Below are 12,892 nucleotides of genomic sequence, written 5' to 3' on the forward strand. Positions count from 1 at the left end.
CAACAAGCAAAATGAAAAAAATATTCCTATTCCTTTTATTCGCATATGCTGGCGCTGCTAACGCACAGTATGTGGTAGATTATAAAAAAGTTGCTGATACTTATTTTCAAAATAAAGACTATTATGCAGCATCAACCTTTTACAAAAAAGCCTTAAAAATTGAGGGAGACAGTACACAAGCCATCATTCCTTATGGCAAAGATAAGCGGCCAGCCAAAGAAGAAAAGATAGTAGAAGATTATGAAGGTTCAGTATATAATCTGGCAGAATCAAGCCGTTTATACCGCGAATTTTCAGAAGCCGAAAAATATTATGCAGTTGCCAGTACCTTTACCAATACAAGGTATAGAAAAGCCATGTTTTATTATGGAGAAAGTTTAAGGTCAAATAAGAAATTTCCGGAAGCCATTAAGGCTTTTGAAGAATTTATCAGTAAAAATAGTAATGATTTATTTGTAAAAACCGCTCAAAGAGAAATTCTTTCCTGCAAATTTGCAATGGACGAAATGCGTTATCCCCGCATGGTGCAGATAAAAAAAATACCCAATCATATCAACGGATTGGGTTCTAACTATGCTGCGGTTAAAATTAATGATGAATTTTATTTTACATCATCCAGACCGGTTGCTGTAGCTGCAAAACGAGATATTGTGAAAACAGAAGAGGGTAGCGTACAGGTTTCAACAAAAGCCAATCCATTTATCAATAATATTTATAGTGCTAAAATACCAGTAAACTCAAGTGAAGAAATTGCAGTAAATCAAGTAAATCTCAACTTTTCAAGAGGAGTAGAAATTGCGGCTACTACTTTTCATCCGGCCGGAAATGTAGCGTATTTTACAGTGTGGGCAGATAAAGAGAAATATTCAATCTACAGCGCAACTAAAACAGGCGGTAAATGGTCTGATCCAAAACCATTAGGCTTGGAGGTAAACAGTAAAGATTTTAATTCATCACAACCATTTGTAACTTCAGACGGAAAGTTTTTACTTTTCTCTTCTGATCGTTCAGGCGGTTATGGAAAATTTGACCTTTGGTATTGTTCTATCCGGTCAGACGGATCCATGGGGCAGGCAGTAAATTTAGGCCCAACCATTAATACCGAAAATGATGAAAGGGCGCCTTACTATAATGTGTCAACAAAAAAACTTCTTTTTAGTACCGATGGAAGAATTGGTCTGGGTGGTTTAGACTTTTTTGAATCAGAAGGCGATTTAATTACCTGGTCTGAGCCAAGAAACATGGGCTATCCTTTTAATTCATCAAAAGATGACGCGTATTTTTCTGCTATTGATGCACGTGGCGACAGAGGTTACATCAGTTCTGACCGGGAGTCAACATGTTGTTTGGAAATTTTTGAAATAAAAAAAGAGTTTTTCTCCATCACCGGTATTTTGGCTGATTGTAAAACTAAAAAACCTTTAGCTGGCGCCACCGTTTCAATTGTAAACTACGAGGGAGAACAAAAAATGACCACCGGAAATGATGGGAAATACCTGCTTAAAGTGGATGCGAAAAGACCAGTTAAACTTCAGTTTTCAAAAGATAATTATTTCTCCATGACCAAAAATTATGTTTACGAAGAAATGGCGAAAGCAGATACTTTGATTTCTAAAGATTATTGCATCAGTCCATTCAGAATTAACATACCAATTGTACTGGATAATGTGTACTATGAATTTAACAGTGCAGAGTTAACCGAACCATCGAAGAAAGTTCTGGATGCTTTATTCATCATTATGGATGATAATCCTGAAATGGAAATCGAACTGGGTGCGCATACCGATGCCATTGGGACTGATGAATACAATCAAAGTTTATCAGAAAGAAGAGCACAATCTTGTGTGGATTACCTCATCAGTAAAAATATTGCAGCCGCCAGAATGACTGCTAAGGGTTACGGAGAAAAAGTACCAATTGCACCGAATACGCTGAAAAATGGTAAGGATAATCCTGAAGGCAGGACAAAAAACAGAAGAACAGAATTTAAAGTAACAAAAAAATAAACCTAGACTCCTTATATCCCAAGAGCCGTCTCCGCATGGAGATGGCTTTTTTGTTTTTAAACCAAAAGATATTCATCAGTACATTCATTATTAACATAATCTTTGTAATTTTCGCAGATCATTAAAATAAATGAAATTAAATATCCACCCGGTTGTAATTTTCAGGACTCCAAAATTTTCCTGTCAAGCCAATTTAATGGCCTCCTGGGACGAACTTAAACAGGATATTGCCATTTCTTCCGATACTTTTTATCAAGCCATAAAAGATATAAAGGCTGAAGAATTAGCCGGGTTGCCACCAAAAATTTATTTCACCATCTGGAAGTATTTTAACCGGGCAAAATACCGGTCAACACCTTACGGTACATTTGCCAGTTTTGGTCTGTTAAAAGATGCCATTAAACCCTATCCTGAAACTATAAGGATAAACGAATTACAACAGGTACACCGGTTTATAGACTGGCCTTATAAAAATAATATCCAGTTTAATATTCAGGATTTGCTGTTTAAAAATTGCCTGCTTTTTAGCAATACCAGTTATTACAATGCGGCAAATAGTATTCGTTATATCGCCTGCACAGAAGGGGTATTTGAACTGGCAGAAATAGATGACGATCCTTTTGTGAAACAAATCCTGGAGGCTTGTTTAAAGCCTGTTAAAACCAATGATTTAATTAGCAACCTGCAGCTTGATGATGCCGGGAAAGTATCTCTGTTCACTTTGCTTGAAGATATGCACGCGCTTCAGTTGATATTTACAGATTATGATCCTAATATTATTGGAGAAGATTATTTTGAACGCATTAATATAATTCCTCAAAATAATTTACCTGAATATTTAATTGCACAGCGTGAGGTAAGTTCAGGCCACATTGACGAAAGCTTATTACAACATGTTCCGGAGTTGGTTCAGTTTTTACATAAGGTTGTTCCACAGGTTGAGAAAGAATCATTAACCGGTTTCATTAACCGGTTTAAAAAGAAATTTGAGAAAAAAGAAGTGCCATTGCTTTTAGCCCTGGACCCTGAGATGGGGGTTGGTTATGATGAACTGGAACAGGCAGGAGATCAGGACGATTTTGTAACCCGGTTTAAGCACAACACAGATCATCAAAAGACTGAAATTGAATTAAAATCAGTTTTAAGAAATGAACTTATAGCAGAAAGCTTTGAAAAAGGGAAAACACTTTTTTTAAACAAATCGCTTTTTAAGTTAAATGAAAACTCCAGGCCAATTCCAAATTCATTTAGTTTAATGATGAACATTTGCGATGGAGTAGTACACGTTGACCAGATAGGAGGGGTAACAGCCAATGCCCTGAGCGGACGTTTTACCCTCGCCGGAAAAGATGTTTTAGAAAATAGCATTGAAATTGCCCGGATAGAGCAAAATGCAAATCCAGAGGTTTTGTTTTTTGATGTAGCTTATACCGTTGAAGCCAATGTGGATAATATTAACAGGCGAAAATTAATTTATAACCATCAACTTTCTATTTTAAACTTTGATACCTCACACGATCCGCTAAGTCTTCGTGATATTATGATTTCGGTTAATGGAGATGAAATCATACTGAGATCTGAAAAACTTGGAAAAAGGATTGTCCCTAAAATGGCATCCGCCTATAATTATACCCGCTCCGATCTTTCGGTATTCAGGTTGCTTTGCGATTTGCAGCATCATGGCATTCAAACCAATCTTAATATTTGTCTCAAAGCCTTATTTCCCGGCTTAGCCTACTATCCAAGACTTCAGTATAAAAACATTGTATTGAACGAGGCCAAATGGCAAATAAAAAAGGAAAATCTGTTTAAAGCCAATAACGATCAACCCTCTGTTCAACAGTGCCGTGCTTACCTGCAGGAAATTGGTTTAAGTCCCTATTTTAAAACAGGCTTGTCTGATCAAACCTTATGTTTTAACCTAAATAGTGATGAAGATCTATCCATGTTTATGCAATATTTACAAAAGCACAAAGAAGTTTCTTTGGAAGAGGTGTGTTTGCCGGAAGAAAGTTTAATTAAGGATCAAAAATTACAACCTTACTTTGGGCAGTTCATTGTAGGTCTTTACCATACCGAAAAAGTTTACAGGGAAGTAACCAATACAAAACGTCGTGAAAACAATGCTGTAAAACAAATTTTCCTTCCGGGAAGGGAATGGTTGTATTTTGAAATTTATTGTCATCAGCAAAGGGCAGATCAAATATTAACAGGCCCGATTGCCAGCTTTTTAAACACTCATGAAGAAAATATCAGGCAATGGTTTTTTGTCCGCTATCATGAAAACGGAGATCATTTAAGGTTTAGAGTATTGTTAAATAATATAGATGATGGATATAAACTAACTGCCGCACTATCCAACGATCTGGAACAAGATCTTTTGGCAGGTTTGGTATCAGATGTTCAAATTAAAACTTATAAGCGTGAAACTGCCCGTTATGGAAATGATTTGATTGAAAAGGCCGAAGAACATTTCTATAGAGACAGTCAGTTTGTATTATCTATTATTGAATCGCAATTTTCTAATTTTAATAAGTACAGTTTATGTGCTGCACTTGCCCATCAGATCCAAAAGGCAGAGCTATTTGATATAGCGTTTTTAGAAGTTATAAAAATAATGTCGAACTCGTTTAATGAAGAACATCATCTGGAACCTGCAGATTTCAAGAAATTAAATAATCAATATCAATTGTACCGAAAGGAAAACGTACCAGACCTTAATGAAGTTCAAATAAGCAACTTTAAACTGTTTGTAGCATCATTTATTGATATTCTGCAAGTTTGCCCTGCAGAGCGGCGAATAAGGCTTTTTAGCGATTTAATGCATATGCATGTAAACCGGTTGTTTATTAAAGATCAGCGAAGCCATGAAATGGTGATGTATTACTTTTTGCTGAAAGAGTTACAAAGAAAAAATGCAACAGCTAAGTTACGTTAAACGCGAAGTATTTAAATTGGCTAAAGGGTTAATTACATCCACATCAATTTCGGTTATGTACCGGTTTAAAGGATCCTGATAAAATTTAAATTCACAAGCCTCTTTATAAAAGTTATTTAGCCTTTTGCCTATATTTTCTACACCAACATGATGGCTTTCGCCCGGCTTGCTTTTAACATCATTAATCATGTTAATGGTTTTGATGCTTAAATGATTGTTTTCGTAATTAATTTTAATCAGCGCTGGTTGGGTAGAATGAGAAACATTACCATGTTTAAAAATATTCTCAATTAAGGTTAATAAAATAAGTGGCGGAAACCTAAGGCCGAATAAATCTCCTTTAACTTCCAGTTCTAAATTTATGGTGTTAGCCGTACGAAGTTTATGTAAATTAATTAAGTGTTCTATTTGTTCCACCTCTTCACTTAAAGGAACCATTTCAGAAGCTTCGGGCCTTTTTAGAGCATACCGCATCATTTCGGCCAGATTCATAATGGCATCTGCAGCCATAGGCGCCTTCTTTCTGGCATCGTTATAAATAAAATTTAAGGTATTAAACAGAAAGTGCGGGTTTATCTGACTGCGGAGATAGTTATTTTGAGAGTTTACCAGATCATTTTCCAGTGCCTGTTTTTCTATTTGTGTTACTAAACTCTGTCTCTCCAGTGCTTCAACTCTTTTCCTGTCTTCAAAAGATTTCATGATGTAAACATAACCCGTTGAAAATCCAATAAATAAAAGAGACCGGAAAACACATCTGGCAATGTAATCTTTATCAATAACAGGAAAATCTGTTCGGTGTATAAAATGTAATTTGATAAATAGCAGCTGCAGACAATAAACTAGAAGAGTATAAAAAGCTATTTCGGCAAAGATTAAAAAAGGAATACCAATGATTTTAAAACTGAGCTTTTTGTTTTCTAATAAAATATTGAAAAAATAAGCATGAATATAAAAAATCGAGATGTTTACAAAGTAAAAAAGAACGTAGCTGCCTACTTGTCCAAATATGTTATTGATTAAGCCGGCAATAATTACCTCATAAATGATATATACGCTCCAAACAATTAAATGGATTTTATATTTTTTATAAAAATTATGTAAATTTAAAAAAATCATCTTCCTATATATTTATTAAAAAAGGGCTTTCACACCCTTAAAATGGTGTGTTTGTGTAAAAAAGTATAGCTGATTAATTTTCTGTTGCATCTTTACAACATTATTAAAAACAACTATAAAATTTAGATAATCATGAAAGCTCAAAACACAACTAAACTTGCAAAAAAAACAGTATTCGTTTTTAAAAGCGCTAAGAATCAAAATAATTTCAATACAGATCCAACAACAGCAACAGCAAAAACAATCCTGACTTTTGATATCTATGATATTTCTTTCAGAAAATAGTTACTGATTTCTATTGGATTTTAACAGACTGCTTTGAACATAGGCAAAGAAAGCCTCTTTATAGCCTTCTCCGATTTGAATCATCTCATTATTTACCAGGCGGATAATATTTCCATCAACTTTTTTGATTGATGCCTTAGCAACAATATTTGATTTGTTTACCCTGATAAACGCATGGCTTTCAAGTGCTTTTTCAATCTCTTTCAATGTCAAATAGGTAGTATGTGTTTCAGATTTTGTAATAATCTGAATGTAGTTTTGAAGTGCCTTGATATATAAAATATCGTCTATGGCAATATTAGAAAAAGCATACTTATGATCGCCCTTTATGTACAAAGCAGCAAGTTGATCAGCTTCTTTCGAAGCAGTTTTAGCATTTGCAGCCTCCTTTTTTAGAATCCTGTCAATACCCAAAGCAAATTTTGCAAATGAAATTGGTTTTAGCAGGTACTGGTCAGATTGTACGTCAAAAGCCTGTAAAGCATAATCTGGATGTGCGGTTGTAAAAATCAGATACTTGGCCTTCTCTCTAATATTCTTTGCCAATTCAATTCCATTAATACCTGGCATATCAATATCCATAAACAGCAAGTCTATTTCATCTTCTATAGTAATCTCTGTAAGCGCCTGCACGGGACTCGTAAATGTCTTAAATACCGTTAAACCCGGCATTTCAGAGATATGATCTGTTAAAACTTCTATTGCATGTTGTTCGTCGTCAATTACAACGCATTTTAAATTCATGGTGCCTGATATGTGTGTTTGGAATGATTTCAATGCAAGATAAATAAAAAATGAATTGCTTTAATCATGATGCTAAAAAAATCTTATCCCTTTTCGTCCTCAGAAATGTAGGGTTTCGTGTAAAATACTGGAAGGTTCGTGTAAAAAACTTAGTCCGGCACAATATTTTTATAACCTTTAAACTGTTTGCCAAAAACAAATGATCAATAGCAATATGATTAATAAGGCTTTGGTTAAATTACATCTACCTACCCAACCTTGTGTAGCCTGTGGACAGGAAACATAGAAACAGGCCATACAATATTGGGTTTCGAATAGATTAACACTAAAATGTTACGTTAAAACTACCTTAAGAATATAAATTTAACAGCTATTAAAATGGAACTTAAAGATGAAATTGGGCAATTTGCCGTAAGAATTAAAAAAATGCTTCCTCAAGTTCAATCTGAAGATTTAACCAGAAATGCATTGGTTATGCCTTTCATCCAGATATTGGGCTTTGATCCTTCTGAGGTTCAAACCGATGCTGTTTTAGATTTTGGCGTTAAAAAAAGCAAGAAAGTTGATTATACCATTATGAAAGATGGAGAGCCAACAATTTTGGTGGAATGTAAACATCATAACGATAATTTAGATATTCACGATTCACGTTTGTCTAAATATTTCCGTAAAACAAAAGCTAAATACGGTTTGCTGACTAATGGTTTGGTGTATCGTTTTTACACTGAAAAAATGGTAAGAAGTAAAAAAAGCTCTGAGCCACTATTTGAATTTAAAATTACAGATACCAAAGCTGCAACAATTGCAAAATTGATTGAGGAGCATAAAGATTATTTTAACGTAGCGCATAAACAACCGGCTTTAGCCAGTTAATCAAAATATATTCTAACCCAATATAAAGAAAGCCCTCCTGATTTTACATCTGGAGGGCTTTCTTTTGTAATGTTATGTCGCTTGTCATTTGCCTGTCGAAGGATTTTTAAAGCATTCGACAGGCTCATCATAACAACATTATAAAAATCGTCATTACTTTATGATTTGCAATAACAACCTCATTAAATCAATTCAACACTTCTGCTTACAAAAGCTGTTAATTCAGCGCCGGTTAACATGCCCTGAGCCAACAAGGCTAAATCTACAGCCTGTTTAGCTAACGTACTTTGTTCTTCGGTATCTGCTTTTAATATTTTACTGATTAATTTATGATTGCCATTAATAGCCACTTTATAATTATCAGGCATTTGACCATAAAAACCCATTCCGCCACCCATAGCAGCCATATCTTTCATGCGGCGCATAAATTCATCCATGGTAATGGTTACCGGTAATTCATCAGGGTTTAAGGCTACAATTTCAACATGCATGCCTGGTTTGGTAATTGCTTTTTCAAAAATTGTTGTAACTTCTTTTACCTGATCTTCACTTAGCACGTGCTCATTAACCTCATCTTTTTCGATTAACTTGTCTGCCACGCTTGAATCTACACGTTTAATTGATGTTTTCTCCAGTTTTTGCTCTAATTGATTTATAAAATGATTATCAATCGGAGAATCTAATACCAATACATCGTAATCTTTTTTATTTGCCGATTGGATAAAAGCATCTTGTTTGGCAGCATCGTTGGTGTAAAGGTAAACTACAGTGCCATTTTTATCTGTTTGCAAAGGCGCTACTTTCTCTTTGTACTCCGGTAAAGTGAAAAGCTCATTCTTCGTGTTTCCAACCAAAGCAAAATCTTTAGCTTTATCGTAGAATTTTTCTTCGCTGATCATTCCGTATTTTACAAAAAGACCAATGTCTTTCCATTTATCTTCGTAAGCCTTACGATCTTTAGCAAATAACTCGCCTAATTTATCTGCAACTTTTTTAGTAATGTAGTTGTTGATTTTTTTAACGTTACTATCTGCCTGTAAGAAACTACGCGATACGTTTAATGGAATATCCGGAGAATCGATTACACCATGCAACAACATTAAAAATTCTGGAACGATATCTTTAACCTCATCCGTAATAAATACCTGACGGGAATAAAGTTTAATCTTATTGCGTTGCATTTCGAAATCATTTTTCAATTTCGGGAAGTACAATACGCCGGTCAGGTTAAAAGGATAATCAACATTTAAGTGAATCCAAAACAATGGTTCTTCTGAGAATGGATATAATTCGCGGTAGAAATTTAAATAATCCTCATCTGACAATTCTGCAGGTGCCTTGGTCCAGATTGGGTTTGTAGTGTTGATGATGTTATCAACTTCAACATCTTTATATTTCTTCTTGCCTTCTTCATCCTCACCATCTTCTACAGATTCGGTTTTAGTACCGAATTTAATTGGAACAGGTAAAAATTTGGCATATTTATCCAGAATTCCCTGAAGTTTAGATTCTTCTAAAAACTCTTCTGAATCTTTGTTAATGTGTAAAATAATATCGGTACCACGGGTTGCCCTCTGTCCATCGGTAATTTCGAACGTTGTACTTCCGTCGCAAACCCAGTGTGCAGGTTCTGCACCATCCTGGTAAGATAAAGTATCAATCTCAACTAAATCAGCCACCATGAAGGCTGAGTAGAAGCCTAAACCAAATTTACCAATGATTTCGTTGGCATCTTTTGCATCTTTAAACTTTTCAACAAACTCACTTGCGCCAGAAAATGCAACCTGATTGATGTATTTTTTAATTTCTTCGGCAGTCATACCTAAACCATTATCGCTAATGGTAATGGTTTTTTTGTCTTTGTTTACCGCTACCTGAACTAATGGTGCACCAACTTCGCCTTTAAACTGACCTAATGAACCCAGTCTTTTAATTTTCTGAACCGCATCAACTGCGTTAGAAACTAACTCGCGAAGAAAAATCTCGTTATCAGAGTATAAAAATTTCTTAATTATCGGGAAAATGTTCTCGGTATGTATCGAGATATTTCCTTTTTCCTGTATGCTCATATGTAAATAAATTGTTTAATCTACATCCTGCATATCAAGGGTTGTTCCAAAGGGATTTATTTGTCAAAATGACAGTGCCAGAGAAAGAATAACCAGGAGAATTTTAAGCTAAAGAGGGGGTTAAATAAGGTTATATATTTCGGAAACCTTTTAAATTTAAATGATATGGATTAGTTTAAATGAAAACTTGGTTTATCCTCTTCTAAAGAAAGAATCTTACTGATTTTCTTTAATAATACATCCATTTGGAAAGGTTTGGATAAGAAATCATCCTGTCCATAATTTAAGGTTGTAAAATCTTTAGGGTCGTACAAACCCGAAATTAATAAAATAGGGATTAAAGAAGTGCTTTCAATCGATTTTAACTGCTCACACAACACGCGGCCATCAATATGACCTAAGGAGATATCCAGTAAAATTAAATCAGGCTTAAAACGTTCTATACGATCAAATACTTGCTCACCATCACTTAATGCCGATACTTTAAATCCACCTATTTCCAGTATCAATTGAATGGTTTCTAAAACCTCAATGTCATCGTCTACTACCAATATTTTCTTCATGTTTCGTTAAGCAATTTATGTGCTGTTGTAAATATTAACAATTAGTTTGTCGTTTCTGTTTACAATCTTAAAAAGATTTTAACAATAAATACACATCCCGGTTAAATAGCTTGTTTTACAACACCTTCTTTACGTAAGATAAAATTGAAAAGCTCCTCGATAGGTTTCTGAAGAATTTTTCCAACACGTATTCCGTTATCTTTTAATACCGCTTTCAGTTCGTCCTGGTAGTAATAGGCAATAGAACCTACAAAGTGACATGGAATACTTTTATAGCGGGGGTAATCTTTAATATTTGTATCAACAAATTCCTGGAAACCTGTTTTTAATATATGCTGAATAAATGGATGATCTTTTTGGGCGGCCATGAAACGGCTAAAGCCTGCCAGATAAATGTTTGGAAAAGGTTTTTGGTAAACGTTTGTTATAATCTGTTCTTTTTCTGCAGGAAATGTCTTTTTAAATTCTGAAGCCAAATCTTCAGGCATCTTTTTATACAGATAACTCAATAGTACCTTTTTTCCAAAAAAGGTACCCGAACCCTCGTCGCCTAAAACATAACCTAAACCATGATGGCCATCCTGAATTTTGTTGCCATCAAAATGGCAAATGTTAGAACCTGTACCCAATATGCAGTTTAAACCTTCTTCATCGCCACAGGTTGCGTAAACAGAACCTAAAAGGTCGTGATCTGCAGAAATATAAGCATTTGGAAAAACAAATGACAGGCCATTGGAAACAACTTCGTGTTTATCCGGAGAAGAGCAACCCGCCCCAAAGAAGTAAATTTCTTTTACTTCTTCAGCATACTGAACTAATATTTCATTCTTTAAAATCAGTTTGCTGATGTCTTGCTCATTTAAAAAATAGGGATTAATTCCTGGAGTGTTAAACTTAACTATTTCTCCATTAAAATAACCCATCCAATCTGTTTTTGATGAGCCGCTGTCTGCAACAAGTATCATGCAATAAATATAAAAATTAATTAGATAAATTTATATTCCCACTGATTTCTTTTAGCGTAATTTCAGCAAGTTTTGCCTGATATTGCATTTCAATGAAACGATTTCGCACATCTATTGCATTTTTTTGTGCTTCTCTCAATTCCAGCGGTGCAATGCTGCCTAAACGGTACTTCGCCAGTGTGATATCGAGGTTTTCTTTTGCAATTTCCAGATTTTTTTGCTCCAGTTTTACTAAATCCAGGTAGGTAGCATAGTTTTGATAAGCTGTTAGCAATTGCGCATTCACATCTAACTTGGTTTTGCTTAAATTTAATGTAGAATTATCAATTTCTATTTTGGCATTCCTTTCCTGCTGACGTTGTAAAAAACCATTAAAAATATTAATGCTTGCTGTAACACCGTAAGTGAAACCATTTGCAGCAAATTTTTGGTTAAAACCGGTTGGACTTGTACTGTTTGACCGGCTGTATCCTGAGTTTAAACTCACTGAAGGGTATCGGGCACCGCGAACTGATTTTAATGTTAAAGAAGCAATTCTCTGATTAATAAAGGCGTTTTGAACATTAGGATTTTGTTTTTCTGCCAGTTCTGCCAATTGATTGTAAACTAAGGCCGCATCCACATCAATTTTATCTTCAACTGAAAAAGTGGTACCAATATCTCTAACCATTAACTGGTTTAAACGTACTTTAGCTACCTGTAAAGCATTTTTTTGCTGTAAATAGGCTGATGTATCTGCATTATAATCTACCTGTGCAGTCAATACATCAAGTTTAGAGCCCCGGCCCAGTTGCAATTTTGTTTTGGCAATGGTGGTTCTTAAAACTGAAACATCCATGGCGCTATCTGCTGCAATAACCAATTGTTGCTGTCTAACTACATCATAGTAAGCGGTAATAACATCAGCAACGGTGTTTAAAATGGTTAATCTCGAATTTAATTCGCCTTGCTTTTGAAGCTCCTTTAGCCTGTCATAATTGGCAAACATGGTAAAACCATCAAAAATGGTCCAGTTTAAATCGGCTCCAAGACTATTATTAGTGCTTTTTGCGCCCGTAATTACCCGGTCAGGCCCTGTTGCAGGTGTTTGCCGGGTGTTTTGAATACTTCCGCCATTGGTGTAGGTACCATCCAATTTTGGAAGCATACCTGCATTGCCAATGTTTGCATTGTTTTTGGCAATGTTAGTGTTGTTTTTACTTATTTTTATATCATAATTATTTCGGAGCGCAACGGTTATTGCCTCCTGCAAACTGAGTTTTTCCTGCGCCAAAAGCGAAAAGGAACATAAGCTCAGTAGTATGATAATCAGGTTTAATCTCTTGCTCAT

The 12,892-nt window shown here is 35.0% G+C and carries 10 protein-coding genes; 4 read left to right on the top strand and 6 right to left on the bottom strand.

The features are described 5' to 3' along the window. The first annotated feature begins 11 nt into the window (after positions 1-11). Both O0955_RS14565 and O0955_RS14570 read left to right on the top strand, forming a co-directional pair. Positions 12-2,006 (top strand): OmpA family protein, encoded by a 1,995-nt coding sequence (locus O0955_RS14565; RefSeq protein WP_269428288.1) that lies wholly within the window; start codon positions 12-14, stop codon positions 2,004-2,006. Between the two features lie 130 nt (positions 2,007-2,136). Next, on the top strand, positions 2,137-4,944 hold the full coding sequence (locus O0955_RS14570) for a lantibiotic dehydratase (protein ID WP_269428289.1): 2,808 nt from the start codon (positions 2,137-2,139) through the stop codon (positions 4,942-4,944). Here the strand turns inward: O0955_RS14570 and O0955_RS14575 are convergent. Further along, positions 4,936-5,646 (bottom strand): sensor histidine kinase, encoded by a 711-nt coding sequence (locus O0955_RS14575; protein ID WP_269428290.1) that lies wholly within the window; start codon positions 5,644-5,646, stop codon positions 4,936-4,938. The two genes, O0955_RS14570 and O0955_RS14575, sit on opposite strands and share 9 nt — an antisense overlap. A 549-nt stretch (positions 5,647-6,195) precedes the next feature. Between O0955_RS14575 and O0955_RS14580 the strand changes: the two genes are divergently transcribed. Next, positions 6,196-6,348, top strand: coding sequence for a hypothetical protein (locus O0955_RS14580; protein WP_269428291.1), 153 nt, complete (start codon positions 6,196-6,198; stop codon positions 6,346-6,348). On the opposite strand, the gene O0955_RS14585 is transcribed toward O0955_RS14580, so the two are convergent. Next, positions 6,349-7,092, bottom strand: a complete 744-nt coding sequence (locus O0955_RS14585; protein WP_269428292.1) for a LytR/AlgR family response regulator transcription factor — start codon at positions 7,090-7,092, stop codon at positions 6,349-6,351. Between the two features lie 378 nt (positions 7,093-7,470). Between O0955_RS14585 and O0955_RS14590 the strand changes: the two genes are divergently transcribed. Beyond that, complete coding sequence (locus O0955_RS14590) at positions 7,471-7,965, top strand: type I restriction enzyme HsdR N-terminal domain-containing protein (RefSeq protein ID WP_269428293.1); 495 nt, start codon at positions 7,471-7,473, stop codon at positions 7,963-7,965. Between the two features lie 182 nt (positions 7,966-8,147). On the opposite strand, the gene htpG is transcribed toward O0955_RS14590, so the two are convergent. From htpG to O0955_RS14610, 4 genes are all read right to left on the bottom strand, one after another. Beyond that, the gene (gene htpG, locus O0955_RS14595) at positions 8,148-10,034 is read right to left on the bottom strand and encodes a molecular chaperone HtpG (RefSeq protein WP_269428294.1); all 1,887 of its coding nucleotides are present in this window, start codon (positions 10,032-10,034) and stop codon (positions 8,148-8,150) included. A 170-nt stretch (positions 10,035-10,204) separates the two neighbouring features. Next, positions 10,205-10,597: a response regulator gene (locus tag O0955_RS14600; protein ID WP_269428295.1), complete on the bottom strand. Its 393-nt coding sequence runs from the start codon at positions 10,595-10,597 to the stop codon at positions 10,205-10,207. A gap of 101 nt (positions 10,598-10,698) precedes the next feature. Continuing rightward, complete coding sequence (locus O0955_RS14605) at positions 10,699-11,562, bottom strand: N-acetylglucosamine kinase (protein ID WP_269428296.1); 864 nt, start codon at positions 11,560-11,562, stop codon at positions 10,699-10,701. Positions 11,563-11,578: 16 nt separating this feature from the next. After that, complete coding sequence (locus O0955_RS14610; protein ID WP_269428297.1) at positions 11,579-12,892, bottom strand: TolC family protein; 1,314 nt, start codon at positions 12,890-12,892, stop codon at positions 11,579-11,581.

The sequence above is a fragment of the Pedobacter punctiformis genome (assembly GCF_027213715.1).
Classification (GTDB): Bacteria; Bacteroidota; Bacteroidia; order Sphingobacteriales; family Sphingobacteriaceae; genus Pedobacter; species Pedobacter punctiformis.

Excerpts from the sequence above, each read along its gene's own strand:
- O0955_RS14565 (WP_269428288.1), top strand. The coding sequence starts at position 12 with ATGAAAAAAATATTCCTATTCCTTTTATTCGCATATGCTGGCGCTGCT.
- O0955_RS14570 (WP_269428289.1), top strand. The coding sequence starts at position 2,137 with ATGAAATTAAATATCCACCCGGTTGTAATTTTCAGGACTCCAAAATTT.
- O0955_RS14575 (WP_269428290.1), bottom strand. The coding sequence starts at position 5,646 with ATGAAATCTTTTGAAGACAGGAAAAGAGTTGAAGCACTGGAGAGACAG.
- O0955_RS14580 (WP_269428291.1), top strand. The coding sequence starts at position 6,196 with ATGAAAGCTCAAAACACAACTAAACTTGCAAAAAAAACAGTATTCGTT.
- O0955_RS14585 (WP_269428292.1), bottom strand. The coding sequence starts at position 7,092 with ATGAATTTAAAATGCGTTGTAATTGACGACGAACAACATGCAATAGAA.
- O0955_RS14590 (WP_269428293.1), top strand. The coding sequence starts at position 7,471 with ATGGAACTTAAAGATGAAATTGGGCAATTTGCCGTAAGAATTAAAAAA.
- htpG (WP_269428294.1), bottom strand. The coding sequence starts at position 10,034 with ATGAGCATACAGGAAAAAGGAAATATCTCGATACATACCGAGAACATT.
- O0955_RS14600 (WP_269428295.1), bottom strand. The coding sequence starts at position 10,597 with ATGAAGAAAATATTGGTAGTAGACGATGACATTGAGGTTTTAGAAACC.
- O0955_RS14605 (WP_269428296.1), bottom strand. The coding sequence starts at position 11,562 with ATGATACTTGTTGCAGACAGCGGCTCATCAAAAACAGATTGGATGGGT.
- O0955_RS14610 (WP_269428297.1), bottom strand. The coding sequence starts at position 12,892 with ATGAGCAAGAGATTAAACCTGATTATCATACTACTGAGCTTATGTTCC.